24 protein-coding genes and 1 pseudogene are annotated in these 26,808 nt (G+C 55.3%); 12 read left to right on the top strand and 13 right to left on the bottom strand.

Annotated elements, in window-relative coordinates:
• Positions 1-235: pseudogene (locus APH36_RS32400) on the top strand (hypothetical protein); the annotation flags it as partial.
• Between the two features lie 189 nt (positions 236-424).
• The gene (locus APH36_RS26725; RefSeq protein WP_012269855.1) at positions 425-952 is read left to right on the top strand and encodes a hypothetical protein; all 528 of its coding nucleotides are present in this window, start codon (positions 425-427) and stop codon (positions 950-952) included.
• A 101-nt stretch (positions 953-1,053) separates the two neighbouring features.
• Here APH36_RS26725 and APH36_RS26720 read toward each other — a convergent pair whose 3' ends face one another.
• The 3 genes from APH36_RS26720 to APH36_RS26710 all read right to left on the bottom strand — a co-directional run bounded on the left by APH36_RS26720 (position 1,054) and on the right by APH36_RS26710 (position 4,001).
• Positions 1,054-1,377, bottom strand: a complete 324-nt coding sequence (locus APH36_RS26720; RefSeq protein WP_010951457.1) for a hypothetical protein — start codon at positions 1,375-1,377, stop codon at positions 1,054-1,056.
• A 117-nt stretch (positions 1,378-1,494) separates the two neighbouring features.
• Positions 1,495-2,169 carry a heavy metal response regulator transcription factor gene (locus APH36_RS26715; RefSeq protein ID WP_003253420.1) on the bottom strand — a complete coding sequence of 225 codons (675 nt, stop codon included), beginning with the start codon at positions 2,167-2,169 and terminating at the stop codon, positions 1,495-1,497.
• 488 nt (positions 2,170-2,657) lie between these two features.
• Entirely contained in the window at positions 2,658-4,001 is a 1,344-nt protein-coding gene (locus APH36_RS26710) for an OprD family porin (protein ID WP_003253422.1), read from the bottom strand.
• Positions 4,002-4,405: 404 nt separating this feature from the next.
• On the opposite strand from APH36_RS26710, the gene APH36_RS26705 reads away from it, so the two are divergent.
• The 5 genes from APH36_RS26705 to APH36_RS26685 all read left to right on the top strand — a co-directional run bounded on the left by APH36_RS26705 (position 4,406) and on the right by APH36_RS26685 (position 12,868).
• On the top strand, positions 4,406-5,677 hold the full coding sequence (locus tag APH36_RS26705) for a TolC family protein (protein WP_010951456.1): 1,272 nt from the start codon (positions 4,406-4,408) through the stop codon (positions 5,675-5,677).
• A gap of 68 nt (positions 5,678-5,745) precedes the next feature.
• Positions 5,746-6,996, top strand: a complete 1,251-nt coding sequence (locus APH36_RS26700) for an efflux RND transporter periplasmic adaptor subunit (protein ID WP_010951455.1) — start codon at positions 5,746-5,748, stop codon at positions 6,994-6,996.
• A gap of 24 nt (positions 6,997-7,020) precedes the next feature.
• On the top strand, positions 7,021-10,182 hold the full coding sequence (locus tag APH36_RS26695; RefSeq protein WP_010951454.1) for a CusA/CzcA family heavy metal efflux RND transporter: 3,162 nt from the start codon (positions 7,021-7,023) through the stop codon (positions 10,180-10,182).
• Between the two features lie 162 nt (positions 10,183-10,344).
• Positions 10,345-10,668 carry a DUF2790 domain-containing protein gene (locus APH36_RS26690; protein ID WP_003253432.1) on the top strand — a complete coding sequence of 108 codons (324 nt, stop codon included), beginning with the start codon at positions 10,345-10,347 and terminating at the stop codon, positions 10,666-10,668.
• A gap of 202 nt (positions 10,669-10,870) precedes the next feature.
• Positions 10,871-12,868: a heavy metal translocating P-type ATPase gene (locus APH36_RS26685; RefSeq protein ID WP_010951452.1), complete on the top strand. Its 1,998-nt coding sequence runs from the start codon at positions 10,871-10,873 to the stop codon at positions 12,866-12,868.
• 92 nt (positions 12,869-12,960) lie between these two features.
• On the opposite strand, the gene APH36_RS26680 is transcribed toward APH36_RS26685, so the two are convergent.
• The 4 genes from APH36_RS26680 to APH36_RS26665 form a co-directional block, all read right to left on the bottom strand.
• Entirely contained in the window at positions 12,961-13,185 is a 225-nt protein-coding gene (locus APH36_RS26680; RefSeq protein WP_010951451.1) for a hypothetical protein, read from the bottom strand.
• Between the two features lie 127 nt (positions 13,186-13,312).
• Entirely contained in the window at positions 13,313-14,338 is a 1,026-nt protein-coding gene (locus tag APH36_RS26675; protein WP_011953109.1) for a hypothetical protein, read from the bottom strand.
• Between the two features lie 298 nt (positions 14,339-14,636).
• Positions 14,637-15,944, bottom strand: coding sequence for an OprO/OprP family phosphate-selective porin (locus APH36_RS26670; RefSeq protein ID WP_009395904.1), 1,308 nt, complete (start codon positions 15,942-15,944; stop codon positions 14,637-14,639).
• A 210-nt stretch (positions 15,945-16,154) separates the two neighbouring features.
• The gene (locus tag APH36_RS26665) at positions 16,155-17,123 is read right to left on the bottom strand and encodes a LysR family transcriptional regulator (RefSeq protein WP_010951447.1); all 969 of its coding nucleotides are present in this window, start codon (positions 17,121-17,123) and stop codon (positions 16,155-16,157) included.
• 257 nt (positions 17,124-17,380) lie between these two features.
• Between APH36_RS26665 and APH36_RS26660 the strand changes: the two genes are divergently transcribed.
• From APH36_RS26660 to APH36_RS26650, 3 genes are read left to right on the top strand one after another with little or no spacing between them, the layout of a single operon-like run.
• A complete protein-coding gene (locus APH36_RS26660; protein ID WP_010951446.1) occupies positions 17,381-17,800 on the top strand; it encodes a GtrA family protein in 420 nt (139 codons plus the stop codon).
• Complete coding sequence (locus APH36_RS26655) at positions 17,766-18,749, top strand: glycosyltransferase family 2 protein (RefSeq protein WP_010951445.1); 984 nt, start codon at positions 17,766-17,768, stop codon at positions 18,747-18,749. Before APH36_RS26660 ends, APH36_RS26655 begins: the two co-directional genes overlap by 35 nt.
• Positions 18,743-20,197 (top strand): phospholipid carrier-dependent glycosyltransferase, encoded by a 1,455-nt coding sequence (locus APH36_RS26650; RefSeq protein WP_010951444.1) that lies wholly within the window; start codon positions 18,743-18,745, stop codon positions 20,195-20,197. Before APH36_RS26655 ends, APH36_RS26650 begins: the two co-directional genes overlap by 7 nt.
• A gap of 82 nt (positions 20,198-20,279) precedes the next feature.
• Here APH36_RS26650 and APH36_RS26645 read toward each other — a convergent pair whose 3' ends face one another.
• Positions 20,280-20,501 carry a hypothetical protein gene (locus APH36_RS26645; RefSeq protein WP_010951443.1) on the bottom strand — a complete coding sequence of 74 codons (222 nt, stop codon included), beginning with the start codon at positions 20,499-20,501 and terminating at the stop codon, positions 20,280-20,282.
• 266 nt (positions 20,502-20,767) lie between these two features.
• Between APH36_RS26645 and APH36_RS26640 the strand changes: the two genes are divergently transcribed.
• A complete protein-coding gene (locus APH36_RS26640) occupies positions 20,768-21,355 on the top strand; it encodes a hypothetical protein (RefSeq protein WP_010951442.1) in 588 nt (195 codons plus the stop codon).
• A 57-nt stretch (positions 21,356-21,412) separates the two neighbouring features.
• Here APH36_RS26640 and APH36_RS26635 read toward each other — a convergent pair whose 3' ends face one another.
• Positions 21,413-22,831: a heavy metal sensor histidine kinase gene (locus APH36_RS26635; protein ID WP_010951441.1), complete on the bottom strand. Its 1,419-nt coding sequence runs from the start codon at positions 22,829-22,831 to the stop codon at positions 21,413-21,415.
• Positions 22,828-23,502 (bottom strand): heavy metal response regulator transcription factor, encoded by a 675-nt coding sequence (locus APH36_RS26630; RefSeq protein ID WP_003253457.1) that lies wholly within the window; start codon positions 23,500-23,502, stop codon positions 22,828-22,830. The genes APH36_RS26635 and APH36_RS26630 overlap by 4 nt, the downstream gene beginning before the upstream one ends.
• A gap of 689 nt (positions 23,503-24,191) precedes the next feature.
• Between APH36_RS26630 and APH36_RS26625 the strand changes: the two genes are divergently transcribed.
• Positions 24,192-24,518, top strand: a complete 327-nt coding sequence (locus APH36_RS26625) for a DUF2790 domain-containing protein (RefSeq protein WP_010951440.1) — start codon at positions 24,192-24,194, stop codon at positions 24,516-24,518.
• 32 nt (positions 24,519-24,550) lie between these two features.
• Here the strand turns inward: APH36_RS26625 and APH36_RS26620 are convergent, their stop codons facing one another.
• From APH36_RS26620 to APH36_RS31295, 3 genes are all read right to left on the bottom strand, one after another.
• Positions 24,551-24,901, bottom strand: coding sequence for a DUF3147 family protein (locus tag APH36_RS26620; protein ID WP_011953105.1), 351 nt, complete (start codon positions 24,899-24,901; stop codon positions 24,551-24,553).
• Positions 24,902-25,058: 157 nt separating this feature from the next.
• Complete coding sequence (locus APH36_RS26615; protein ID WP_010951438.1) at positions 25,059-25,964, bottom strand: cation diffusion facilitator family transporter; 906 nt, start codon at positions 25,962-25,964, stop codon at positions 25,059-25,061.
• Positions 25,965-26,018: 54 nt separating this feature from the next.
• Positions 26,019-26,357: a zinc ribbon domain-containing protein gene (locus APH36_RS31295; RefSeq protein WP_079732563.1), complete on the bottom strand. Its 339-nt coding sequence runs from the start codon at positions 26,355-26,357 to the stop codon at positions 26,019-26,021.
• Between the last annotated feature and the right edge of the window lie 451 nt (positions 26,358-26,808).

Genomic DNA, 26,808 nt, shown 5'->3' with positions numbered 1-26,808 from the left:
CTACGAGCCGTGGTCTGCTGAAGTGGAGGTATTCCATAACCCTATGGCACTATACCCGGTGCCTAATGAGTTGATACCAGAAGTCACCCACTGGAGAGAAGTAAACGGAAGAGTCGAGTGCGAATCTTTCTTTGATGTATCCATACTCCGATCCAGAACACTCGTCCTCAGTGCAAACGCTAAGGTTCCGTCACTCGATGAGTTGCTGACAGCAGCCAGTCCTCCAGAGCTCTGACGGCGGCGGGGTGGCCGCATCGTTGCCACGCAGGTAGATGAGAATTTCTCAGCAAGCTACCCAGCCAGGGGAAGGACATGAGATCCCCTGCGCAATTCAGGACCGTTGAAGCGTCACCTCTCTTCGGGTAAAAGCATGACCGTCATACAACGCTACAACAGCGTCATACCCGAGAGCATAGGAAGAAAAATGTCGATCCAAGGACTAAAACGATACTTTGGAAACAAGATTCACGCAGTGATAATGATGGCCCCGCTTAAGCGGGAAATGATACGCCTCGGCATATGCACCCTTATGGCGATTATTCTGAATATCATCTTGTATACCGGCGTTGAAGTAGACGGCACCATCAAGCCGTGGGCAGAAACCCCGATAAAACTGTTTGCATCGTCGATGTTATTCGCCTTCATGATCAAGGCTTTTCTGCCAGTTCTCGGCTGGACGATACTGAAAGCAATGCTGTTGAGTGCGAACAATGCCTTCAGCGGCATACTGAGTTTTTTGGGCAATCAGTTCACAGGCGTCATGTACTGTACCGGAATTATTATGGGTTCTATCACGATTAAATTGTATATGGTTTCCGGGGTTTTAGACTCTGAGTTTGCTTATCTGTCCGCAATCGTATTTGCTTCCGGGGTTTTATATTTCTATGTGCTGCAATGCGCCATTCAAAAAACAATGAGTCCGGCCCTGCGTACACCAGCAGTACCGCGTTAAACCACTAGGCTGTGACTATTCATCTCTGGTGCTCAGTAGGCGCTCGCTCTGCTGAACCCTCACCCATACACAACCATTAATGGACTGGCCCGCCTTCGACTTTATGAAGAAGGCGAGCGAGCACGTGACTGATTGCGCATGTATTCCGAGATGAGACTTTCGAAATTGATGTCCGCCTCCTCAACGAGAATATTGACGTGACAGTACAGCTCTTCAGGACCTCTGAGATAATTGAAAATCCTTGATCTAACGATGCCGCAAACCCCTTCTTTGACCGCCGTAGAGGGGAGGTTGATAACATCGCCAACGCACGGGATAAGAGCTAGGCCATGGTCGCTGTTGAAGACAATGTCAGCTGGACAGGCATCAATGCTGGCATCGGATTGTCCTTGCGAAACCTGCTGATAATCAATGCTATACCTCATGTACAGCCTACCTCATTTGTTGAGTGAGGAATCAGCGCCGCGGATCGTAAACAGAAACCTCAAGTTCGCAAGCGACGGGAGCATGTAGCGGATTTTCGGTACTAGAGAGCTTGGCAACTATCGTTTTTCAAGCACATACCCTACGCCCCGAAGCGTATGTATCAGTTTGGTCTCGAAAGGGTCATCTATCTTGGCTCTGAGTCTTCGAATCGACACCTCTACAACGTTTGTGTCGCAGTCAAAATTCATATCCCAAACCTGCGAAATAATTTGGGTGCGGCTCAGCACCACACCGGTATTACGCATCAGGTAATGCAGTAACGCGAATTCTTTCGTGGTCAGGTCAATGCGCTGACCGTCCCTGAATGCCCTGTGCCGGCTCTGATCAAGCTCCAGGTCAGCGACGCGAATGACCTCTACGGATGCAGGGTGATCTGACCTGCGCATCAAGGCGCGAACCCGGGCCAGCAGCTCAGGGAACTCAAATGGCTTGATCAGGTAGTCATCTGCTCCGTTCTCCAGCCCCCGGACCTTATCCGCCAGCCGGCTTCTCGCCGTCAGCATCATGATACGGGAAGGGCAGTTTTTACGACGCAACAACTCAAGGACCTGCCAACCGTCCATCTCTGGCAGATTTATATCCAGGATAATCAGCTCATATTCGTGCTGCTTAGCCAAGAATAATCCATCTGACCCGGTGTGGACGCAATCTACGACATAGCCACATTCCGTCAGACCTTGACGCACATACTCCGCAGTTTTTACTTCATCCTCAATTACCAGAATTCGCATGGGATTTTGTCTCGATATCACTGAGCAATTAACCGCGCACGCGCGCCGGCATTATTGAAAGGGATGGTAAATCAAAATGAGCGTGCCGGGGCTCAAATGACGGATTTGTAATTTCTAGGTAATACAGTTGATAGTCTGGCGGTATATCTTGTCGCGGTTTGGGTTTGACAGTTGCGGGCCCTCTCTCCAGCAGGTGATTTGACCTTATGAAGTATTGGGTTATTTTCTTCTTTGTGCTGGCTTCGTTCCGCTCAGATGACGGCGAGGTCGCTCACATTGAAGAGACTGGTCATTGGTGTAGTCATGAACTTCACCGGCATGCGATGCGTACAATCGAACGCCTACTTGAATTTTAGGCAAAAAAAGGCGCCCAATGGGCGCCAAATATCCACCTTTTACCAAAGGAGCACTTAAGCCACTCAAGGTGAATTCGTAATGCTCGTTTTACTAATAGGACCAGTTAATGAATAACTGGTCCAGTTAGCGAATTACAGAATCGAAAGCGGGTACTCAATGATCACACGGGTTTCATCCAGATCCGATTCGAATGCAGTGGCACGTGTGGTTGCCTGGCGCAACCGGAAGGACAGATCTTTTGCTGGACCGGTTTGGACAACGTATTTGACTTCGACGTCACGCTCCCAACGCTTCTGATTGTCGAGCGGGTTGCCGTTGTCATCAGTGCGCATGTAGAACTGGTTAGCGTTCGAGTAATCCGCGCCCGAGCCTCTGGCGTAGCGGGTCATGAACGTCAGGCCTGGAATGCCGTAGCTGGTGAAGTTCAGGTCATAGCGCAGCATCCAGGAACGCTCTTTCGGCGAGTTGAAGTCGCTGTACTGGATGGAGTTGTCGACGAAAATCGAGTCCGACTGACGCAGGTAGTCAAAATCGTCGTCGCCGTTGTTGCGCTGGTGCGACAGGGCTAGGGTATGGGCACCGTAACGCACGCCGACCTTGGCACTCCAGATGTTGTTGTCGAATTCACCCAGGCGCTTCTTACCTTCATCTACGGCTTTGTAGTAGTTGAAGCCACCGATCAGCGCCAGATCGTCGCTCAGCGGGTAAACCACGCTGGTGCCGGCGTAGTACTGATTCCAGACGTCTTTCAGCTGGCTGGCGTAGACGCTCACAGTCCAGTTGTCGTTGATCGAGTAGTCACCGCCACCGTAACCGATCCATGGCGAGTTGACCGGGCCGCCGTAGAACGTCACGAAGTTGTCGTTCAGGTTGCTTGAGACCGGCTGGCTCATCGCATGCAGACGACCACCCTGCAGGGTGAGGCCTTGGATGCTGGTGTTCTCAACGGTCACGCCGCGGAAGCTTTCTGGCAGCAGGCGAGAGTCGCCGGATGCAACGACCGGAGTCGATGGGAAAACATCACCTACTTTCACGATGGTATCGAACAAGCGGACTTTGGCTGCGCCGCCGACCTTGGTGTATTCGTCGCGAGCTTCGCCCTTGTTATCAACGGGTAGCACGTCGAAGGAGCTACGGCCGCCGTTGCGCCCATCACCGGTGTCGAGCTTGAGGCCGATCATGGCGAAGGCATCAACGCCAAAGCCAACGGTTCCCTGGGTAAACCCAGAGTTGAATTTGCTGATGATCGCGTGCGCCCAGGCTTCGGAGTAGCCGTTGGTGTTGCCCTTGCCACTGTTATAAGTGGGGGCAGTGCTGTCGCGGTTATCACGGTTGAAGTAGAAGTTACGGTTCAGCACTGTAAGGCTGCTGCCTTCAATGAAGCCTTCTGGCTTGTCTTCTGCCTGTGCCGAAATAGCATAGCTTCCAGACAGCGCAGAAACTGCCGCCAAATACAGTGGTACTTTGATTTTCATCCGATGCTCCTTTGATTCACGGCAGTTTTTATTATGTTTACCGGCGCGGGTGTCGTTAATTGTTCTGACCAGGCGGCGCGCCTAGCGTAGCGCGAGCTCATATTTGCAGGCCGAAGATAACGGGGGGGGTGATAGGAAAATTACAATTTCGTCATCTACCTGTTGTTCGGGCCTTCGCACCGCGTGTTTGCCATCTCCGTTGCTTGTAACGAAATCATCGTGTCGGGTTTGGTTTCCCAGTATTTTCGGGCATTACAGGACATTCTTACGGAATTGTAATTTTCTAGCCACCCCTCTGATAGCTACCGCTCATTAGAGTGCCATCACCTAATCAAGTGGGGCTTGGCAGCTGTTTCGGCGTTCTCGCCAAGCTTTATCGAAGTTTGTGCACGAGGACCATCAAAGTGCCCCGGTATAACCGCAATGTCTTACCCAAGACCCCCGTCTCGCCCTGGAAGATCGCTGCACTCTGTGCAGTCATCTCTGGGTTGATGGCGCCTGCAGCCCTTGCCCAAAGCATCAGCTTGCCCCAGGCGCTTTCGACGGCCATGGATGCCAACCCAGACCTGGCCGCGGCCAGGCAAGAAATTGGGATCGCTGATGGTGCTCGCAAGCAGGCCGGGCTTATCCCCAACCCCACAATCTCGTATGACGTGGAAGACACCCGTCGTAACACCAGCCAGACGACTGTCTCTCTCAGCCAGACCCTTGAGCTGGGCGGTAAGCGGGGGGCTCGTGTTGACGTCGCCACATACGGGCAGACCGCCGCACAGCTTGAGTTAGACCGTCGCGTTAACGGCCTGCGTGCAGATGTCGTCCAAGCCTTTTACGCCGCGTTGCGGGCCCAGACAGGTCTCGACCTGGCCAAGCAATCTCTCGAACTGACTGAGCGCGGTCTTCGCATCGTCGATGGCCGTGTTCGCGCAGGTAAGTCGTCCCCAGTGGAGGCGACCCGCGCTCAAGTGCAACTGGCCGAAGCCCAGCTGCAAGTTCGACGTGCAGAAACGGAAAAAGCGACCGCTTACCAACAGCTCGCTCAAATTACCGGGAGCTCAGTCACCGTGTTTGATCGACTCGAATCGCCAACCCTCTCCCCGGGCTTGCCACCTCGCACTGAAGATCTGCTGGCTAAGCTCGACCAAACAGCAGAAATGCGTCAGGCCGTGGTGCAGATAGACAAGAGCGATGCCTCGCTCGGCTCAGAGAAAGCTCAGCGTATCCCGAACCTTACTGTCAGTGTAGGTAGCCAGTACGACCGCTCTGTGCGCGAGCGGGTCAACACTGTGGGCCTGTCTATGCCTTTGCCGCTGTTCGATCGTAACCAGGGCAACATTCTTTCCGCTTCTCGTCGTGCAGATCAGGCCCGGGACCAGCGCAATGCTGTTGAGCTGCGCCTGCGCACCGAAACCCAAACCGCGTTGAACCAATGGTCCACCGCCATGCAGGAGGTCGAGTCCTACGACAAGACCATTCTGCCTTCAGCCCAACAAGCCGTAGAGACCGCAACCCGCGGCTTCGAGATGGGCAAATTCGGTTTCATCGAAGTGCTGGATGCCCAGCGCACCTTGATCGTCGCTCGTGGCCAATACCTCGAATCGTTGGCAGCGGCGACCAATGCGCGTGCGCAGGTGGAAAGGGTTTATGGCGAAGTCGGCTCAACCGCCGGCACTCGCTGAACGGGCCAAACATTTTCTTCGGCACACAGCCTTGAACAAGCCGGTGCCTACGATCAGCAGGAGTAGCAATGGATAACAAACGCAAGATCGCCCTCGCGGTAGCCGCTGTGGCAGCCCTCGGATTTGGCAGCCTTGCCTGGAACAACAGTTCCGGACAGCAGGCCGCCAGTACTGCCGAGCATGGCGCTAACGATGGCCATGGCGACGAAAAGAAAGCCGCATCTGCCGCCAAAGAGGAAGGTGATGAGGGCCATGGTGAAGAAGGCCACAGCGAAGAGGGCGGTGAAGAAGAGGGCAAGCTGACGCTCAGCGCTGAACAGATCAAGGCCGCTGGTGTTGCCCTGGAAGCTGCAGCGCCTCGTGACCTCGGTACCGTCGTGAGCTTCCCTGGCGAAATTCGCTTCGACGAAGATCGTACTGCCCACGTGGTTCCTCGTGTTCCTGGCGTTGTTGAGGCTGTCCAGGCCAACCTGGGCGAGACGGTCAAGAAAGGGCAAGTCCTCGCGGTAATCGCCAGCCAGCAGATCTCTGACCTGCGCAGCGAACAACAGGCCGCACAGCGTCGCGTCGAACTGGCGCGTGTGACCTTCGAACGTGAGAAGCAACTGTGGCAGGACAAGATCTCTGCAGAGCAAGACTACCTCCAAGCACGCCAAGCGCTGCAAGAAGCGGAGATCTCCTTGGCCAACGCCAAGCAGAAGGTCGGCGCAATCGGTGCCTCGGTTAACTCCGTTGGCGGTAATCGTTACGAGCTCCGCGCTCCCTTCGACGCCGTGGTAGTGGAGAAACACCTGACCGTCGGCGAAGTCGTCAGCGAGGCGACCAACGCCTTCATCCTTTCCGACCTGAATCAGGTCTGGGCGACCTTCGCAGTTCCGCCGACAGATCTGGGCAAGGTCACGACTGGCCGTGCAGTGAAAGTCTCTTCGCCTGACATGAACGTCGAGGTCGAAGGGAAGGTGGGTTATGTCGGCAGCCTGCTGGGCGAGCAAAACCGTGCAGCTACTGTCCGCGTCACCTTGACCAACCCCAACGGCGCCTGGCGTCCAGGCCTGTTCGTAAACATTGCGGTCACCTCCCAGACCGATCGAGTTGCCGTAGCGGTCCCTGAGCACGCTGTGCAGACCGTTGAAGACAAACCTTCGGTATTCGTACGCACCCCAGATGGCTTTGACACCCGCCCGGTAAAACTGGGTCGCCGCGACAATGGGTACGTGGAAATCATCGACGGTATTGAAGCCGGCGCCCAGGTAGCAACCAGTGGCAGCTTCACACTCAAGTCCGAGCTCGGCAAAGCTTCTGCCGAACACGGTCACTGATGCGAACTGACAGGATGATTTCTCATGTTTGAACGTATCATCAGATTCGCCATCGAGCAGCGCATCGTAGTAATGATCGCCGTTCTGATCATGGCGGGTATCGGTATCTACAGCTATCAAAAGCTGCCCATCGATGCGGTACCCGATATCACCAACGTCCAGGTGCAGATCAACACTGCAGCGCCTGGTTACTCGCCCTTGGAAACCGAACAACGGATCACGTTTCCAGTTGAAACGGCCATGGCCGGTCTCCCGGGCCTTCAGCAGACCCGTTCCCTGTCTCGCTCTGGCCTGTCTCAGGTCACCGTGATCTTCAAGGATGGCACTGACATCTTCTTTGCCCGCCAGTTGATCAACGAGCGGCTGCAGGTTGCGAAGGAACAGCTGCCAGAAGGTGTAGAGGCCGTCATGGGTCCGGTATCTACCGGCCTCGGCGAGATCTTCCTGTGGACTGTTGAAGCCGAAGATGGCGCGGTCAAAGAGGACGGTACGCCGTACACCCCGACCGACCTGCGCGTGATCCAGGACTGGATCATCAAGCCTCAGCTGCGTAACGTCCCGGGTGTGGCCGAGATCAATACCATCGGCGGTTATGCCAAGCAGTTCCTGGTTGCGCCGGATCCAAAGCGCCTGGCTACCTACAAGCTGACACTCAATGACCTGGTCGCAGCGTTGGAAAGTAACAACGCCAACGTCGGTGCCGGCTACATCGAGCGTAATGGTGAACAGTTGCTCATCCGTGCACCGGGTCAGGTAGGCAATATCGAAGACATCGCCAACATCGTGATCACCAGTGTGGATGGTGCACCGATTCGCATCAGCAGCGTTGCTGACGTCAGCATCGGTAAAGAGCTCCGTACAGGTGCTGCTACTGAGAACGGCCGCGAAGTCGTGCTCGGTACCGTGTTCATGCTGATTGGTGAAAACAGCCGCACCGTATCTCAAGCTGTCGCCGCCAAATTGGCGGACATCAACCGCACCCTGCCAAAGGGCGTGGTGGCTGTGACTGTTTACGACCGTACCAACCTGGTTGAAAAAGCCATCGCGACGGTGAAGAAGAACCTGGTGGAAGGCGCGATCCTGGTTATCGCCATTCTGTTCCTGTTCCTCGGCAACATCCGTGCGGCTCTGATCACCGCGATGGTGATTCCGCTGTCCATGCTGTTCACCTTCACAGGCATGTTCAACAACAAGGTCAGTGCCAACTTAATGAGTTTGGGGGCACTCGACTTCGGCATCATCGTCGACGGTGCCGTGGTTATTGTAGAAAACGCGATCCGTCGACTGGCTCATGCGCAACATAAGCATGGCCGCATGCTCACCAAAACCGAACGCTTCCACGAGGTCTTTGCCGCGGCGCGAGAAGCTCGCCGGCCGCTGATCTTCGGTCAGCTGATCATCATGGTGGTGTACCTGCCGATCTTCGCCCTCACCGGCGTCGAAGGCAAAATGTTCCACCCGATGGCCTTCACCGTTGTGATGGCGCTGCTGGGTGCAATGGTCCTGTCCGTTACCTTTGTTCCTGCAGCTATTGCCATGTTCGTCACTGGCAAGGTGAAGGAAGAGGAAGGCGTGGTCATGCGCACAGCTCGACTGCGCTATGAACCGGTTCTGCAATGGGTGCTGGGACATCGGAACATCGCTTTCTCGGCCGCAGTAGCCTTGGTCGTGCTCAGTGGTTTGCTGGCAAGTCGTATGGGTAGCGAGTTCATCCCAAGCCTCAGTGAGGGTGACTTTGCGATGCAGGCCATGCGTGTGCCTGGAACGAGCCTCACTCAATCTGTCGAGATGCAGCAGCGTCTGGAGAAAGCGGTGATTGCGCAGGTGCCTGAAGTTGAGCGGATGTTCGCACGCTCGGGTACCGCAGAAATTGCATCTGACCCGATGCCGCCGAACGCCTCTGACGCCTACATCATGCTCAAGCCTCAGGATCAGTGGCCTAACCCGAAGAAGCCTCGTGATGAGCTGATTGCTGAAGTGCAGAAGGCCGCAGCGGGTGTTCCAGGAAGCAACTACGAGTTGTCGCAGCCAATCCAACTGCGTTTCAACGAGCTGATTTCGGGCGTGCGTAGTGACGTCGCTGTGAAAGTCTTCGGCGATGACATGGACGTGCTCAACAACACCGCCAACAAGATCGCGGCAGCGCTCAAAGCGGTCCCGGGCTCATCGGAAGTGAAAGTTGAGCAGACATCCGGCCTGCCGGTGCTGACCATCAACATTGACCGCGAAAAAGCAGCACGCTACGGCCTGAACATCGCGGATGTTCAGAACTCGATCGCTATCGCCGTGGGTGGCCGTCAGGCCGGCACGCTGTATGAGGGCGACCGTCGGTTCGACATGGTAGTACGCCTACCAGAGACCGTTCGCACCGACGTAGCGGGTATGTCCAGCTTGCTGATCCCGGTACCTGCCAATGCGGCACAGGGTGCCAATCAGATCGGCTTCATCCCGCTGTCCCAGGTCGCCAATCTGGACCTGCAACTGGGCCCGAACCAAATCAGCCGCGAGAACGGCAAACGTCTGGTTATCGTCAGCGCCAACGTTCGAGGCCGCGATCTGGGGTCCTTCGTTGAGGAGGCGACCGCATCGCTGGACAAGAAGGTGCAAATCCCTGCGGGCTACTGGACGACTTGGGGGGGCCAGTTCGAGCAGCTGCAGTCGGCTGCCAAACGCCTGCAGATCGTTGTTCCAGTCGCCTTGCTGCTGGTCATGACCTTGTTGTTCCTGATGTTCAACAACCTGAAGGACGGCATGCTGGTCTTCACCGGTATTCCATTCGCACTCACCGGTGGTGTTGTGGCGTTGTGGCTGCGGGACATCCCACTGTCGATCTCGGCAGGTGTCGGCTTCATTGCACTGTCCGGCGTTGCAGTACTGAACGGCCTGGTGATGATTGCCTTCATCCGCGGGCTAAGGGAGGAGGGACGAACGCTCAGACAGGCAGTCGATGAAGGTGCATTGACCCGTCTGCGACCTGTTCTGATGACAGCCTTGGTAGCGTCCCTGGGCTTCATCCCGATGGCTTTGGCCACCGGCACCGGTGCCGAAGTTCAGCGGCCATTGGCGACGGTGGTGATTGGCGGGATCCTGTCCTCCACCGCACTGACCTTGCTGGTACTGCCTGCCCTGTATCACTGGGCACACCGCAAGGATGAAGACGGCGACGAGGCCGAAGTGGTTAGCTAACAGCCTCCGCTAAAGAGAAGCCCACAACACGTGTTGTGGGCTTTTTTGTTTAAAGTGAAGTAGATGCACTTACCTTTCAAAATTGTAAGTTTCTCGTCATGCCGGTGATGCCTATGCATTGCTAAGGTTACGCCCGAGAAGTTTTGAAATTGAGAGGGTTTTATGAAAAAGCTAATTATCGCTGCTGCACTTGTTGTTTTCTCGGTGGCTTCGCAGGCCAACACTTTCTCCGAGAGCAAGCAGCTTCAATACACCAAGGAACACCAGACCGCAGTGGCCAAGTACGCGGAGAAAAATGGCAAGCCAATGCCAGAGATTCAGGATTACAAATATGGCATGAAGATAGACGTTGCGAAATTCGTACGTCAGTCGCAGGACCCCCGTACCTGCCAGGTCTATCCACGGTTGATGACCTTCGAGGACTCCCAGGGCACGCTCAAGACTGTTCGTTACTCGATGTATTCGCAATGCATCAACAACAAGTAGTAAACGATTTGAACAGAACAATTAGAGAATTCATAAATGCCAGGCAGTGCCTGGCATTTTTTATTACGCCCGATACCCCATAGCTTCGAAATGTTAACGCCTGGGCTCGGGCAAACCGTGCAATAGATCTTAGCCAACCAACAGAGACGGCTCCCCAACTGCAGAGGGCAATTGGAAGCCTTGACCCCAGAAGGGACGAGTTATGAAGAGTTTGCTTGAACGCCCTGATGACCAAGCCGGGCATGAAGGTCATAGCCATGAGCATGGCGGCATTTTTGGAATGAACACAGAGCTGATTTTCGCGCTGATCTGTGGTGCTCTCCTGGGTGCCGGAGCTCTCGCAGGAAAACTTGGCCTGATTGATCGTCTGCCTCTGATTCTGTACGTGTCGGCCTACGTGTTCGGTGGATGGTTCACCACTAAGGAAGCGGTTACCAACATCCGTCAGAAACGCTTCGAGATCGACTCGCTGATGCTTCTCGCCGCAGTCGGTGCCGCGAGCATCGGCGCCTGGGCGGAGGGGGCTCTGCTGCTGTTCCTGTTCAGTCTGGGGCATTCCCTTGAAAGCTACGCGATGGGGCGGGCCAAGAAAGCGATTGAGGCACTGTCCAAGCTCGCACCAGCCACCGCGATCGTACGCAGAGCAAATGGCACGGTGGAGATGCCCGTGGAGCTGCTGGTTCCCGGTGACGTTGTCATCGTGCGCCCCAATGACCGCCTGCCGGCCGATGGTTTTGTAGTCGTAGGCTCCTCAAGTATCAACCAGGCGCCAGTAACCGGTGAGAGCGTCCCAGTGGACAAGCAACCTGTTCCTGATGCCGAACTCGCACGCAGCAAGCCAGATGCAGTGGATGCAGCCTCGAAAGTCTTCGCCGGTACCATCAATGGCGAAACGCTCATCGAGGTTGAGGTAACACGGCGCTCTACGGAGAGTACCTTGGCGCGGGTCATCAAGATGGTCAGTGAAGCCGAAGTCAGGAAGTCACCGACCCAGCGATTCACGGACCGCTTCCAACGCATATTCGTCCCGTTGGTTTTACTGCTGGTAGTCGGGCTGCTATTTGCCGGCATTTTCCTTGACGAGCCGTTCCGTGACTCGTTCTACCGGGCGATGGCCGTACTGGTTGCAGCCAGCCCCTGCGCGCTCGCGATCGCTACACCAAGCGCCATTCTCTCTGGCATCGCCAGGGCAGCCCGAGGTGGCGTGCTGATCAAGGGCGGTGCGCCACTTGAAGAGCTTGGATCATTGAATGCCATGGCATTCGACAAGACCGGTACCCTGACCGAAGGGCGCCCACGTATCACCGATGTAATACCCATAGGCGGCACGCAGATCGAGGATCTGCTAAACGTCGCCATCGCTGTGGAGTCGATGAGCGACCATCCGCTGGCTGCGGCAATTGTGCGTGACGGTGAAGAGATGATTGGCACACGGCGCCGATTCCAAGCCAAGAACATGAGCAACATGATTGGCCGCGGCGTGCGTGCTGAGCTTGATGGGCAGTTCGTCTGGATTGGCAAGGTCGAGATGTTCGGTACCAATGGTATTCCCGCACTCAGCAAGGCAGCCCTGGAGGCTGCGGAGCGTCTACGTCAGTCAGGCCGTACCACCATGGTGGTACGGCGTGCTGACAAGGATCTGGGCGCTATCGGGCTATTGGACACACCCCGGGAGGGGGCCAAAGAGGCACTCCAGAAGCTTAGAGAGATGGGCATCGAACGCATGGTCATGATTTCTGGAGACCACAACCGCGTTGCAGAGGCTGTAGCCAAACAAGTTGGCTTAGATGAAGCGTGGGGAGACCTGATGCCGGAAGACAAGGTCAAGGCCATCAAAAACCTGCGCCTTAGCGCCAAGGTGGCCATGGTGGGTGACGGCGTCAATGATGCCCCTGCCATGGCCAGTTCGAGCGTTGGTATCGCAATGGGGGCTGCTGGATCTGATGTTGCCCTGGAAACGGCTGATATCGCGCTTATGGCTGACGACATCAGGCAACTCCCATTTGCGGTGGGGCTGAGCCGTCACACGCGATCGATCATCCACCAGAATCTGTTCGTCAGCTTGGGGATTGTGGCCATCCTGGTTCCGTCCACCATCATGGGCTTGAGCATTGGTGCCGCTGTTGCGATCCATGAGGGCTCCACACTGTTGGTCGTCTTCAACGCCTTGCGCCTGTTGGCCTACCGCAGAAGCACCTGATCCCTGAGCTTCAATCATGAAGCTAAGCAGGGAAATGACCTGAAGTAGAAGTACGGGTCGTGCGCGATCAGCGCACGACCCGTACTTTTCTCTCACTCGTCGATCCCGATGCGCTTGAGGCTTTCAAGGGCCTTTCCGCACTCAGGTGAGCCATGCCGTAAGCCGCAGGCCAATGCAGCTTTGAGGCTCATGACACCGGCTACGAAACCGACTTGATTGCCGACTCCGTGTCCGTCCGCAAATCCCTGATCATACGCAATCTCGACAAGCGCATTGATCGCCGCCAGGGTGTCCTGTTTGTTTTTACTCTTTTGCATATCTACTCCGCGAGCATTCAGCTCATATCGCTCGGTTAGGTGGCGGCGCCTTCAGGTTTGGGGTGAGCGAATCCCGCTCCCATAGCCAATCCCTAACGGGGGGCTCAGCCCGCCACCGTAAGGAAAATCAGCTATTGAGAGCAGATGACTCGTTTTGGTCACCCGTGCTGCTCGCCTCACCGCATTGGCACTGAGTGGGTACATCCGGGTAGTCGCTGTGATTCTCAATGAACAGCGTTCGGCAGGTTTCGCACCCATAGATCCGGGGCAGGGATTTAAGGCCGCTCGGAAGCACGTCACTCAGAGGCTCGTTATGCCAAGGAGCCCCGTCAAGGATTCTTGAACGCAGGATGTTTCCCAGGCGCCAGGTGTCACTTTGTGCGCGCCAGGACCACATCGGCGCAGAAAGCGAATACTGGATGAAGGTCTCTTGTGACTGCCTGGATAGCGGGTACTTGGGGCGGGTCCAGCCGGAATCGATGATGCTGAACCCCATGCCCATTTCTGCGCTCGGGTGGGTCTTTTCACCAAAGAAACGGTCATGCGTCGCTGGAGCCGTCGCATGATGGTCAGTCGGTGGGAATACCCACAGATAACACTCATCCCGGTTGACCATGCTGATGAGCTCGCTTGGCCCCCGCATGGGGGAATTTGCAGCCAGGGCGAAGCGATCCTTCCACGACATTTTGGGAGGCGGCGCAATACCAGCAGCGATGGCCAACGTGGCAGTCTTGGGGACGAAGCGATCGCCTAGCTCGTTCAGATCCAGGTTCTTGCAGAGAGCCTTGAAGGCCTTTTTGCGAGTCTTCGAGCTGAAGGAGGGGTCAAGGAGCAGGCGAACCTGGTTCACGCCGATTCCCGCAGTTCGTAGCACCTCAATGACTTCTTCAGCCACACCGACTGCTTGAAGATCGGTCAATCCTAAGCACGTTTTCGCCCGCTCGACCGCCGCGTAGAGGTTGTACTGCCGTGTCTCGTTGTCACGACAGACCTGAATTGGCAGCTTGTCTTGGATGGCAACTTGCGGTGCAACGGAGCCGATGGCCGCGTGGAACAGCTGGTGGAGGTGCAGATGAGAGTACGGGCGGCCAGAAGCCGAGAACGAGGCGTGCAGCTGAGCAGCGAGAGGTTGAAGCAGCTTTTTTGCAGACATGACTATCCCCTAATGAGCGACGTTGGGGTAGCTGCGCTTGTAGGGCCGTTAGACGCGAAGCTGGACGTCGAATCAGGTTCAATCATGAATAGGAGTCAGGTTTGATTTGCTTGCACGGCCACCATGCAAAGCCCGACGCGGCAATCACATCAGATTCGCCGAGCTTTGGCAAGAGCGGTCATCGGTAAGCGAAAGCAGGTAGGAGGAGGGCGCTCCATGCTTGATCACCTCCAGAAACAGGAAAGCCGGAAGCACGTTGAGCGCTTCCGGCTTTCTCACGTCAGACTGATGAGAGGGATCAGAAGACGTATTGCAGGCGGGTCACGATGGCATTGCCGCTGTCGTCGCCCACGGTGTTCTCGTTGTTGTCGGTGCGCACGTTGATGTAGTTGGCACTGACTTTCACCGCCTCGTTGACGTACCAGTTCACACCCACCGTGTGGCTCTTGGCCTTGCGCTCGTTCGATTGGTCCGCCGCGGTGACCAGGTTGCCGTCTTCGACCTTGATATCGTCAAAGCGGTAGAAGACTTCCCAGGCCCCCAGTTCCTTGTTCTCTGGTTTGATAGTGTCGAACTTGGCACCATCGAGCTTGTAGATACGCGGCTCGCCGGTCAGGGTGTAAGCCATCTGGGCGTAGTAACCGGAGGCCTTCATGTCGTTGTTGGCCTGGTCAGCTTTCAGCTTGCGGCGAAGGTATTCCGCTTGAACCGAGAACGGGCCGGTGGCCCAGGCACCTTCGAGACCCCAGACCGAGTCGTCCTTCCACAGGCCATCTTGTGCAGCAGCACCGCCAAACAGCATGCGGTTGCCGTTGGTGCCGGCATCGCCGCCGCCATTGGTATCTACACCGCGGACGCCCAGACGCGAACGAATCCGGGTATCGACCGCACTGTTTTTGAGGTCGCGGTAAGCGTACTGAGCACCGACGTGCAGGACGTTGCCATCACTGTGCAGCGGTGCGAACACGCCACGTACGTTGTAGCGCTTGGTGCTGTCGCCATCCGAGTTGTTATTGGTTTCGCTGAAAACGCTACCGGAAACATAAGCCATGTCAGCGATGGTGCTGGTGGCTTGAACACCCATGCCGGCGTTGTCGTTGATCCAGTCCGCCAGGTCGTACGAGAGGTTCCGCTCCATGGCGGTGGTCCACTTCGAACTGGTGGCTTTCTCAAGACCGAAGTCGGTGTAGAAACGGCCAAAGCGCAGTTGCACCGGCTTGAAACCCGTGTAGGTCAGGCTGGCTTCGTCGAAGTAGCCGTCGGAGTCGTTGCCCGTGTTGCGGGAAAGGTCGTAGTTGAGCTGATACTTCCAGTCGCGGTACAGCACGCCACCGAGCTCAAGGTAGGCGCGACGGAAGTAGCCTGCGTCAGCGGTATCGCCATTCTTGGTGAAGACACCATCGAAACGGCCGTAGTCGGCCTGAACTCGGCCGCCCAGTTTGAAACTGAATTCCTTGTCAGAAGTCGATACTTCAAGACCGCCCTTGGTCTTCAGAACGATGTCAGCTCCGTCAGTGGTTACTGTTCCGGAGAATGCTTGCGAGGAAAATGTGCCTATTATTGCGGCAGCCAACAGCTTTTCCCGCATGTTCGAAGAACGGATCATTGCTTGCCTCTCGTATGTTAAGTGCTTAGCTACCGACGTTATATTTCGCCCTGCGCCGGCCTAAATTTATCTTGCAGATGGGAGCAGGCCACGGTTGTCACCTGCTGTAACAAGATGCCTTTGTTCTAAGCACTCTGACTAGGTTGCAAGCGAATATGACAGTTGTGTTTCTGTAGTGTTAACGGAGGAGTTTCAAACCTAACAAAACTGTTACCGAACAAGCCAGTCCTTCTTATCAAAGAAGCTCTTCTTGATCAATCTTCGAATTTCCAAAACCTGCGGATTGCGGACAAGCTTCGTTTTGATAACAAGATAGACATCTTTCTCCTCCAGGTCGTCCAGGAAACCCGGCACGGGTAGGATATTTCTCTCCAGTTTTCGGCTGTAGTCGGGCAGCACTCCAATACACGCACCGCCAACGACAAGGCCTCGTGATAGGTTGTAGCTCTTGACCCGAGTGGTACCGCCCTGATGCTCAGCCATTATCGATGCCCACTTTCGTGAGCCCGCCAAGATCTCTTCATCCCAAGGGACAACGAGCATGAAGTTGTGCAAATCCAAGCTCTCCACTGGAAGGGTGACGCTTCTTGAATAGCGGCTGGAAATGAACAGGGCGTGCCCAATCCGGCCAAGCCGTTCAAACCTATACGTAGGATGGCGATCAAGCGCGCCTTTATCATCTGGGCTCACCAAAGCGATACCCACATCGACTTCACACTCAGAAAGCATCTGCGTTGTGCATTCTGAATGGATTTCCAGCTGCATTTCGGCATGATCACGCACGTAGGCGACTAGATCGCGGTTTACGATGTCGTTCAGCACTGGCTCTGTGATCGCGATGGTAAGCCTGGGGACTTCCTTTTCACCGGACTTGCCAAGGCCGTCTGGGCCGAAGAGCTGGCACAGGTAATGGCTGACCCTCTCGCCTGTGCGGGTCAGGGCAAGCTTGTTGTGTTTGTAGACAAACACGGGAGCACCAATGTGCTCTTCCAGTTTCTCCAAGCGTTTCCGCAGGCCTACCACTGGCACATTGAGCCCTCGGGCAGCCTGTTTGAAACTGGCACAACGTGCTGTTGCGAAAAACTCTACGGCCAGCTGATCATCAATTGGCAAATCATCCAATATGTCAGGGCTGTAAGGAACAACGGTGCTTGTATATGTTTCATTTTGTGTAACCATTAGGTCCCCCTTAATTCGGGGAATCTATCTCAATGCCACCCGGTGTTTCCTTATCTTGTCAACATTGTAATCCACGGGTCATGCATGCGTTATCGGAAGGCTTTTATTTCGAAAGCGTAATTTTCAGGCAATCCCTCTGATATTGTAGCGTGCTAGCCTAGTGCGCCGACTTGTTACTTACCATATATAGATTCGGCTAATTACGCATTTACATTTAGTTCACTATTTTTTCACCTTTGCCTCCATAGGCTTTGGGCATGGAAAATCAAACCCCACCTCTTACTACCTTACTGATTCGTTATCTGGGGATCGGCTTCATAGCAACGGGAGTCCATTATGCGGTGTTCCTATTGCTGGTTACGACAGAATTCGTTACTCCGTTACTGGCCAGTATCTGTGGCGGCATGGTTGGCGCAATCGCGAGCTTCATTGGAAATAGGGCGCTCTGTTTTGTGGCAGATGGCTCTCGTAAGTTTCAGCCTGTCAGGTTTGCACTGGTCGCGTTAACCACAAACTTCGGCAATGGCGTGGGTATGTGGTTCCTCATCAAGTCGAATCTGTCACCGCTCATCTCCCAAGTCGTAGTGACCTTAAGCCTCACTGCACTTGGATTCATTGCACATCGTTTTTGGACATTCAATCATGCAGACATTACATCGCTTTCCCGAGCGCCCTGATCCCTTGTTAACCATCGTGGTCCCTTGCTTCCAGGAAGAGGAAACCATCCCCGAGTTCCACCAGCGAATCACCCGCGTGGTGAAGCGCTTACCCGTCTCCTGCGAAATCCTCTATGTCGACGACGGCAGTAATGACCGGACGGCCGACATTCTTCGCCACTATCAGGATGGGTCATCTGTACGTTGCCTGTCCCTGAGTCGCAACTTCGGCAAAGAGGCTGCACTGAGCGCCGGGATAGACCATGCCCGTGGCAGTGCGCTGATCTTCATTGATGTCGACCTGCAGGATCCACCAGAGCTCATCGCGGCCATGGTGGACTACTGGCAACGCGGCTACGACGTGGTGAACATGCAGCGCAACCTGAGAATCGGTGATTCGTGGTTCAAGCGCATGAGTGCCCGGGCTTACTACTGGGTCATGCAGCGCCTGGTGGAGAAGGTGGACATGCCGGCCGATGTCAGCGATTTCCGATTGATTGGGCCTGCGCCGCTGGCAGCCCTGCGGGCCCTGGATGAACGCTCCAGGATTCTCAAAGGCATGATCGGCTGGGTAGGCTTTCGTACCATCGAACTGCCCTACAATCGCACTGTTCGCCATGCCGGGAGCACCAAATGGAATGCAGCTGGCCTGTTCAATCTGGCCATCGAGAGCATCGTCAGCTTCTCTCGCAAACCACTGCGCATTTTCAGCCTCATCAGTTTCGGTCTTTTCGTCTCCAGCATCTGCTACATGCTTGCGTCGCTTGTGGCAGGCAGTTTCGACATCCATCACCTGATCGTCGGAATGGCTTCATTCATGTGCGTCGGTGTCGCCATGGTGGGGGAGTACCTGGGCGTGACACTCGCGGAAGTGAAGCGCCGGCCTCTCTATTTCCTGAAGCACAGCAACAAGGCAGATCCCGTGTCACTCCACCCTTCGATGGCTTCGATCGAGGGTAAGAAATGCTGAACCTGAAGAACGAGAGGACGCTGTGGTGGGTCCTGGGTTCGATTTTGCTATTGCGTTTGGTGGGGCTGGGCATCTACCCGCTGATGGACACATCTGAGGCCCGTTACGCTGAAATGGCTCGCAAGATGGTCGAGTTGAATGACTGGATCACGCCCATGTTCGACTACGGGGTACCGTTCTGGGGCAAGCCTCCGTTGTCCTTCTGGACCCAGGCCGCGAGCATGACGGTCTTCGGCGTTAACGAGTTCGCTGCGCGCTTCCCAGCGTGGCTACTCCACCTGGCAAGCTGTTTCATCATCATCAAACTCGGCACGCAGCAGATTTCTCGTAACGCCGGCATCTGGGCTGCCATTATTTTTTCCAGCACCACACTTGGCCTGGTCTCCAGCGGTGTTGTGCTGACTGACCCTGTTTTGTCGTTCTCGATTCTGCTGGCCAGCTACGGTTTCTGGCGTTGGATGAAGTGCGCCAGCAAGGCGGATGCCTACCTGATGTTCGCAGGTCTCGGGCTGGGCTTGCTTGCCAAAGGGCCGCTGACCCTGGTGCTTATGGGGGCGCCGGCATTCGCCTGGTTCGTTATCTACAAGGAATGGGGACGGGTACTGAGGCTTCCCTGGATTAGCGGCCTTGTACTTATGTTCGGTATATCCGTGCCATGGTATGTCGCGGCCGAGATGAAAACGCCCGGCTTCATGGAGTACTTCTTCGTTGGTGAGCACTGGAGCCGCTACGTCGTCAGTAACTGGGCAGGGGACCTCTATGGTAGTGCTCATGCCAAGCCGTACGGCAGCATCTGGATCCAGCTCGGATTGTCGCTACTGCCATGGGCCTTGTTTCTACCACTGTTGATCCGCAAGCGTGGATCGATGCAGCGCTTCAAAGCCTACCTCTGGCTGTGGGCCTTGGCGACACCGGTCTTCTTCACATTTGCAGGCAACATTCTGTGGACCTACCTGCTACCCGCGCTGCCAGCGTGGGCATTGCTGCTGTCTGCACGGGTCAGCGAAGTTGGCCCGAAGACCACCTGGGCTGCCGCTGCGAGCGCATTGGTGTTGCCAATCATCGGTGCGGGCATCATCTACGCCGGGGTACTAGAGGAGCGCCCTCAGAATCAGCGGGATGTGGTTCAAGCCTGGCTCAATGTGCAGTCTGCTCATTCCGCTCCCCTGATCTATCCTGGCCGCCGCTCATACTCGTCGGAGTTTTACAGCAGCGGGAAGTCCGAGAACATCAAGGATCCTGCCAAGTGGCCGCGGGATGGCTCGTTCTATCTGTCCAGGCGCTTGCGAGACAGCAAGGATGGTCTGCCCGCTGATCTAGCTTGCACATCGATCACCGAAGCGAACGCCAGCCAGCTCCTGCTGTGCCATTGGAAACGCCCCGCACAAGGTGCCGAGGGTCTGGCCGGAGAAAGCAATGCGGAAACGCCTCGCAAGAACGAAGGCTAAATTCCAAGCACAAAAAAGCCAGGTTTTACCCTGGCTTTTTTGTCGATTTCTTTCGTCATTTGAAGTCCTATTTAACCGCCGATTAATTGTCGGCTTGTTCCTTACCATCCTTGCTTTCTTTCTTTTGCTCTTGAGCGACTTGTTGTTTGTTCTGGTCCGAAGAGTCATCGCTCCATAGGCGAGCCTGTTCGGTTCGGAAGTTCTCGTTGAACTGTTTCGTTCGCTCGAAGCCGCCTTCAGCGTAAGCGGTACCCATGAGACCCAGCAGCAGGCTGCCAATAGCGATAGATTTGACAAATTTCATTGTGAACCTCGGCTCATACTAGGCCAACCTGATTAGCGGCCTTTGTTGGTTTGTAGTTTAGGAACGCGAAGCTAACGACAAGGTGAGTCAATAATTACAATTCCGTAATTTTGGCTGCAGATAGGATGCGTTAAATCTTCAAATCTGGAAGGATCATGTCTATCTCGGCACTGTCGAGGGCGACTTCGAATTTTCTCTTAAATTACAATTTTGATATCTAGCGCGTTAATTCAGCGCGGCGTTGTTGGCCGCCCTAGGAGATAGCCATGAATGACATAGAGCCCTGGGCAGTTGCTATCGGTGACTTTCGCCGCTGCACTGAAAAACTCACTGTCCAGCTCGATGAGCTGACCTCGCAGACGCGCACCTCCAGCGCTGTTTTGGAGAGGTCGAACGAACTGGTGGAGCAGGTGGACGCTGTCGGCCGGCAGATTCAGGAGGAGGTGCGAAAGGCGGAGAAGGCTTGGTCGAACGCGGAGGAGGTTGCCTTGCGCGCCGCTGCATCAGCGTATTCAGCTGCATGCCGCGGAGTCGACACCGCCATCCAGCCACTGATCTCGGAGCTTACAGCAGCGACAAAGGCGGCGGACGCCTCTATCCAGGAGCTCAAGCGGGCACCGGTGCTGGCCAAGCGTTATGTGATGGTGGTCGCCACGGCGTTCTTCATTCTGGCGCTGATCTGTGTCTACTCGACCATGCGCCTGATCGATGCCGCCGGCAGCGTAAGTGCTCAAGAGAAAGTGAATGCTCAGTACTTCTCACACCTGTGGAAAAACGCCAATCCTGACGAACAGAAGATTATTAAGTCGGTGATTCTGCGGTCGCCCATGGACCCTGTGGTCCTTCGGCACTGATGCATTGAGGCAAACAAAAGGCCCGTCGATTGACGGGCCTAATCGTGTCTGCGCAATTTAAGCGGCGGTCATTGCCGGCTGCATTTGCTGGGCTTCCGGAAAGTGAAGGTGGAACCAGGTGAAGTTTTCTTCGGTCACCTCCACGCTCGCCGATCCCTGGTGCAGACTCATGATCGACTGCACAATGGCCAAGCCAAGACCGGTACCGCCTTCGCTCCGTGCTCGGCTCTTGTCCACACGGTAGAACCGCTCAAACAAGTGCGCGTGGTGTTCCTTGGCAATACCACGGCCGGGGTTGCCGACACTCAACGTCGTACCGCTCGCACTATGCTGCACCTTAACGTAGACCGTGCGGCCGCGAGGGCAGTAACGGATCGCGTTCGAGACCAGATTCGAGACGGCACGTTGAACCATCAGGCGATTCCCGCGCACCACGTCATCACTGCCGGAGATCTGCAGCTGAATCTCGCCTTCTTCTGCTGAAATGCTGAAGAGATCGCACACTCGCTGAACCTCGTCGACCAAGGAGACGGATTCGAACTCCACCATTGATGCTGGATGACTGACCTGGGCCAAGAACAGCATGTCGGAAACCATGCGGCTCATGCGGTCCAGCTCTTCTGTGCACGACTCCAGAACCTCCCGGTACTCGGAAAGCGATCGTTCTCTGGTCAAGGCAACCTGGGCCTTGCCCATCAGGTTGGAAAGCGGTGCTCGAAGTTCGTGAGCAAGGTCGTCAGAAAACTGCGAGAGCTGCTGAACCCCATCATCCAGGCGAGCCAGCATGATGTTGATGCCGTCGGCGAGCATTTTGAGTTCTGCCGGCATCCCATCAGTTGGAAGGCGATGGTCGAGGCTCTCGGTTGAGATTTTCGAGGCGATCTTGAGGAACTTGGTCAGTGGTAGCAGGCCTCTGCGCACAGTCCACCAGCCAATGGCCAAGATCAGTGCGAGGATGACGGGGGACATCATCAAGGCCCAGGTCAGCAACGCATCGAGCAGCGCCTCACTGGATGACTGGTCCATGGTCATATAGACGCTGACCTCTGTTCCATCGCCCAAACGCATGATTCGAGAAGCACTCAGCAGAGGACGGTCCTGCGTATCACGCCATTCGTGCTCTTTGGGCTGGGCCGCCGGCTGAAACTTGTGCACCTCCAGATTGACCTGTTTCGAGCCAATCGAGAGCAGGGGAGTCTGATTCTGTGAGGTATCGAATATGCTCACATACAGGTTGTTGTGGCCCATGACCAAATCGACAAGCTGATGCGCATCCGCGTTGACGCCGGAGATGTCCGGGATGGTGGACAGGTTGTGAGCCATCCCCGCCATCTTTACTTCCAGGTCTGCTCTGGCATTTCTTTCCAGAGCCTTGCCTACCATCAGATAGCCAAAGGTGGCGAACAGAAGCAGCAACGCTGCGCTCATCAACCCAACTTTTAACCCCAGCTTTGCAGCCAGGCTGAATGGCCTCATGCGCGTTCCTCAAAAACGTACCCAACGCCACGAAGCGTGTGAATGAGCTTGGTTTCAAACGGGTCATCGATCTTCGAGCGCAAGCGCCGGATGGCTACATCGATGACATTGGTGTCGCAATCGAAATTCATATCCCAGACCAACGAGATGATCTGAGAGCGAGTCAGCGCTTCGCCCGTTCGGCTCATGAGCAGGTGCAGAAGCGCAAATTCCTTGGTGGTGAGATCGATGCGTGTGCCACCGCGGAAGACGCGATGGCGGACGGAGTCGAGTTCCAGATCGGCAATTTTCAGCGAGCTCTTCTCGACTAACTCATCACCACGGCGTTGCAGCGAACGGATGCGAGCAAGCAGCTCAGGGAATTCGAATGGCTTCACAAGGTAGTCATCCGCGCCGCCGTCCAAGCCCTTGAGCTTGTCATTGATGCGTCCGCGGGCGGTCAGCATGATGATGCGGACCCGGCTGGTCTTACGGATGGTTTCCAGCAGGTCCCAGCCGTCGATACCCGGGAGGTTCACGTCCAGGAGGACCAACGAATAGACATTAGTGTTGAACAAGTGCAGAGCATCTACACCGTTGTGCACGATATCTACGACATACCCGCTTTCGGATAGGCCCTGCTGAAGATATTCGGCAGTTTTAATTTCGTCTTCCACAACTAGAACGCGCATAACTTATCTCAAGGTGTGAGGAAGGAGTTGGCCTAATCCGCCAAGATTATGGTTGCAGGCTGTTCGAAAGTTTGGCTGAGGGTATGGCATGTGGTAGTCGCTACCTCTGTCCATACGCCGGGTCACCTGAGGACGCTTGAATCTTAACGCGAAGAAGCTGGCCGCGGCGAAATCCTACAAATTTGTAATGTAGCCGCAAGATTTCTGACAGTCATGCAGGCTCCACCCCTAAGCATAGCGGATTCTGGGGCCTGCGGCGGTGTATGACAGATTCGCCTGGCAGGTGGAATCGGCCAGGACAGGCAGCATTTCGGTCGTTAGCTTGCAAGGACTGGTACTGGCCTTGGATCGAGGGCGCCACGCAGGCAGACCCCATGCACGGCCGCAAACCGCAGCGCCTTTCTGCAAATTAGTTCACGTGGCGGCTCGATATTCTCTCGAATAATTATCTTACAATCTATTACATGTCCAAATTGTAATTGCACGATCATCTTGGTGTTAGCCTCCTTTGCTAGTTTAAGGGCAGCGGAAGAGGCATCGCTGCTTTGGAAATTGTCTCATTTCAAAGCAGCTTGGCAAGAGCACCGAGCAGTTGTTCGCGCCAGTGCATTCACCTGTAAACCATACGCTCCTTTGGTAGGTGAATTTTAGCGCCCCCCTACGGGCGCTTTTTTATTAAGGGACTTCTTATGAACACTACTGTATCAGCGATCGCCGTGTTTATGCTCTTTACATCACTAACAGCCAATGCCCAAAGCGGTATGGAGATCAATAAACACATCGAGCGTACTGCTAGAGAGGCTACAGCGGATTATGCTCAACGCGTAAAAAAGCCCATGCCTCAACTAGAAGACTACGCCTATGGCATGGACCTGGACGTTGGTAAGTTGGTGTATGTATCACCCAATGTGCGGTACTGCGGTAATGTAAGAAGCATGATGACCTACGAAGACTCGAAAGGCGAACTGCACATGGTTCGCTACCTGGTGAAGGGCGAGTGTGTTAATAGCCGTTAAGACTCATCAAGATGATCCCTGCGGCCACCGGATCATAGAAGCTCAATGCCGAACCGGCGCAGCAGTATGGCGAAGCCTCCGAAGCTGGCCATTGTGATGAGGATGCTGCTGATCAGTGTCGGCCAAAAGCCGAGCTTAGGTAGCAGCAATGGAAAAGCAATAAACATCGGCAGGGTCGGAAGCACGTACCAGAACGTGTACCAAGCATGGTTGGAGATCTTCTCCATGCTCTGGTTCTCTAAATAGAGCCAGACCAACGTCACGACCGTGACCAAGGGTAGGGCGGCGACCAAGCCGCCCAGCTTGTCGCTGCGTTTCGCCAGCTCTGACACGAGAATCACTATACCGGCAGTGAGTAGGTACTTCGTGATGATCCAGGCCATCGCTGAGCCTTCTGGAGGTTGTTGACGAGGGCAGGCGAAGCCATTCACCAACCCCCTTGAAGCGCTCCTGCCGTTTACGGCATCCCTCACCGCATTTTTTTTGCAACATCACCCTCAGCCAGGAGGGTGATGTGTTTGCATGGTGTTTACCGATCGGTCAGTGCGAGGGTGAGGGAACGCTCTCGTGGAAAGCTGCCCGCTCGATCTGGATGGTGCAGTGATGGATTTCGAATGCATCGCTGACAGCATCCACGACGGCCGCCAACACAGCATCCCCATCTGCAGAATCCCGAACCACTACGTGCGACGTCATCACGTTACTGCCACTGCTGACAGCCCACACGTGCAAGTCATGAACGTCCGTCACGCCATCTACTCCGAGGATGGTGGCCTCGATTGCCGTAACGTCGAGCCCCCTCGGGACACCCTCCATGAGGATCCCCAGGCTTTCGCGAAGCAACTGCCACGTCCGCGGCAGAACCCAAAGGCCGATCGCCACAGCGACAATCGTGTCGACCCAGGTCCAGCCGGTGAAGCGGATGATAAGTGCCGCGATGATTACGCCAAGCGAGCCGAGCATGTCGCTCCAAACTTCGAGGTAGGCTCCTTTGACGTTGAGGCTTTCGTTGCTCGCAGATGCCAGAAGGCGCATCGAAATTAGGTTGATGATCAGGCCGGCGATTGCGATCCACATCATCGCTCCGGTAGCGATCTCCGCCGGCATGAAGAAGCGCTGGTAGGCCTCATACAAGATGTACATCGCCACCAGGAAGAGCAGCACGGCGTTGAACGTCGAAGCCAGAATTTCCAGGCGCGCATAGCCGAAGGTTCTTTTCTGATCCGCCGGCCGCTTGGCTATCTGAAGTGCAATCAGTGAGATCGCCAAGGCGGCAGTATCTGTGAACATGTGAGATGCGTCCGACAGCAGCGCCAGGCTGCCGGTAATCCACGCACCGATCACTTCTGCAATCATGAAGCTGCCAGTCAAGCCGAGCGCCATGATTAGCTTCTTCTGATGCCCCTCGCGTACTGCAGCGCTGCCATGGTCATGATTTGAACCCACGTATTTCTCCTTGCGCAGGGTTGTGGTCTCGTTGGCCTTCCTGTCTACCTAGCCTTAGAGCGTCGCTTGGCCACACTGACTGCAAAATCTTGCTCCTGCACTCAGCAGCGAGCCGCAGGCGGTGCAACCACTCGATAGCGGTGTTCCGCAGTTTAGACAAAAGCGTGCTGACGGATCGTTGGCCGTCCGGCACTGCCTGCAGCCCTGCAGATCTTTGATGGGGGCAGGAGTGGGAGGGCGCCCGCCGTCATACACCTGATTACCGCCGTCGCAGCCCTGCTGCCGGCCATGGCGATCATATTGCTCGGCCCCATGTCCCCCGCTGTGGTGCTTGCCTCCACCGTGGTTTCCACGGCCATGGTGCCCGCCCAGGATGTTTTTGAAAAAGCTCATGGTATTCGCCCCTCATTGATGGGTGACATATTAACGAGCAAAAGTTGAAAATTATGTTCTGCTCGCGAGAAAGACTTGTAAGTTGAATTGAAAGTTCAAAATTAGCCTACGACAAAACGAAACCGTTTTGTTTGTGAAATTAAATTTATCTAGCTGAGCGGAGCATTGCTTTTGGTGGGTAGTATTCCCCTAATTTTGATCATAGCGTGATCAATGACAATCAAAACAGCAGTAATTGGATTTCTGTCAGCATTGTAATCCCGAGGTCATCGTGTCGTTATCAGGTCCCGGAAATAATGCGCTCAGCGAGATTCATTTCTCTTTTTATCCCTATGCCTCACACATACTAAGCGTCCCCAACGCCTAGGGGCCTAAGGCCTCTGACGCTCCGCACATTGCGCAATCGCTCAGCATCTGTCGACGGTTTGCCTTGTAGCTCCCGCTAACTCCA

This window comes from Pseudomonas sp. NBRC 111133 (assembly GCF_001320605.1).
GTDB lineage: Bacteria > Pseudomonadota > Gammaproteobacteria > Pseudomonadales > Pseudomonadaceae > Aquipseudomonas > Aquipseudomonas monteilii.
The sequence above is the reverse complement of the archived record's forward strand: the minus strand, read 5'-3'. Positions and strand labels throughout refer to the sequence as shown.

Excerpts from the sequence above, each read along its gene's own strand:
- APH36_RS26725 (WP_012269855.1), top strand. The coding sequence starts at position 425 with ATGTCGATCCAAGGACTAAAACGATACTTTGGAAACAAGATTCACGCA.
- APH36_RS26720 (WP_010951457.1), bottom strand. The coding sequence starts at position 1,377 with ATGAGGTATAGCATTGATTATCAGCAGGTTTCGCAAGGACAATCCGAT.
- APH36_RS26715 (WP_003253420.1), bottom strand. The coding sequence starts at position 2,169 with ATGCGAATTCTGGTAATTGAGGATGAAGTAAAAACTGCGGAGTATGTG.
- APH36_RS26710 (WP_003253422.1), bottom strand. The coding sequence starts at position 4,001 with ATGAAAATCAAAGTACCACTGTATTTGGCGGCAGTTTCTGCGCTGTCT.
- APH36_RS26700 (WP_010951455.1), top strand. The coding sequence starts at position 5,746 with ATGGATAACAAACGCAAGATCGCCCTCGCGGTAGCCGCTGTGGCAGCC.
- APH36_RS26695 (WP_010951454.1), top strand. The coding sequence starts at position 7,021 with ATGTTTGAACGTATCATCAGATTCGCCATCGAGCAGCGCATCGTAGTA.
- APH36_RS26690 (WP_003253432.1), top strand. The coding sequence starts at position 10,345 with ATGAAAAAGCTAATTATCGCTGCTGCACTTGTTGTTTTCTCGGTGGCT.
- APH36_RS26685 (WP_010951452.1), top strand. The coding sequence starts at position 10,871 with ATGAAGAGTTTGCTTGAACGCCCTGATGACCAAGCCGGGCATGAAGGT.
- APH36_RS26680 (WP_010951451.1), bottom strand. The coding sequence starts at position 13,185 with ATGCAAAAGAGTAAAAACAAACAGGACACCCTGGCGGCGATCAATGCG.
- APH36_RS26675 (WP_011953109.1), bottom strand. The coding sequence starts at position 14,338 with ATGTCTGCAAAAAAGCTGCTTCAACCTCTCGCTGCTCAGCTGCACGCC.
- APH36_RS26670 (WP_009395904.1), bottom strand. The coding sequence starts at position 15,944 with ATGATCCGTTCTTCGAACATGCGGGAAAAGCTGTTGGCTGCCGCAATA.
- APH36_RS26665 (WP_010951447.1), bottom strand. The coding sequence starts at position 17,123 with ATGGTTACACAAAATGAAACATATACAAGCACCGTTGTTCCTTACAGC.
- APH36_RS26660 (WP_010951446.1), top strand. The coding sequence starts at position 17,381 with ATGGAAAATCAAACCCCACCTCTTACTACCTTACTGATTCGTTATCTG.
- APH36_RS26655 (WP_010951445.1), top strand. The coding sequence starts at position 17,766 with ATGCAGACATTACATCGCTTTCCCGAGCGCCCTGATCCCTTGTTAACC.
- APH36_RS26650 (WP_010951444.1), top strand. The coding sequence starts at position 18,743 with ATGCTGAACCTGAAGAACGAGAGGACGCTGTGGTGGGTCCTGGGTTCG.
- APH36_RS26645 (WP_010951443.1), bottom strand. The coding sequence starts at position 20,501 with ATGAAATTTGTCAAATCTATCGCTATTGGCAGCCTGCTGCTGGGTCTC.
- APH36_RS26640 (WP_010951442.1), top strand. The coding sequence starts at position 20,768 with ATGAATGACATAGAGCCCTGGGCAGTTGCTATCGGTGACTTTCGCCGC.
- APH36_RS26635 (WP_010951441.1), bottom strand. The coding sequence starts at position 22,831 with ATGAGGCCATTCAGCCTGGCTGCAAAGCTGGGGTTAAAAGTTGGGTTG.
- APH36_RS26630 (WP_003253457.1), bottom strand. The coding sequence starts at position 23,502 with ATGCGCGTTCTAGTTGTGGAAGACGAAATTAAAACTGCCGAATATCTT.
- APH36_RS26625 (WP_010951440.1), top strand. The coding sequence starts at position 24,192 with ATGAACACTACTGTATCAGCGATCGCCGTGTTTATGCTCTTTACATCA.
- APH36_RS26620 (WP_011953105.1), bottom strand. The coding sequence starts at position 24,901 with ATGGCCTGGATCATCACGAAGTACCTACTCACTGCCGGTATAGTGATT.
- APH36_RS31295 (WP_079732563.1), bottom strand. The coding sequence starts at position 26,357 with ATGAGCTTTTTCAAAAACATCCTGGGCGGGCACCATGGCCGTGGAAAC.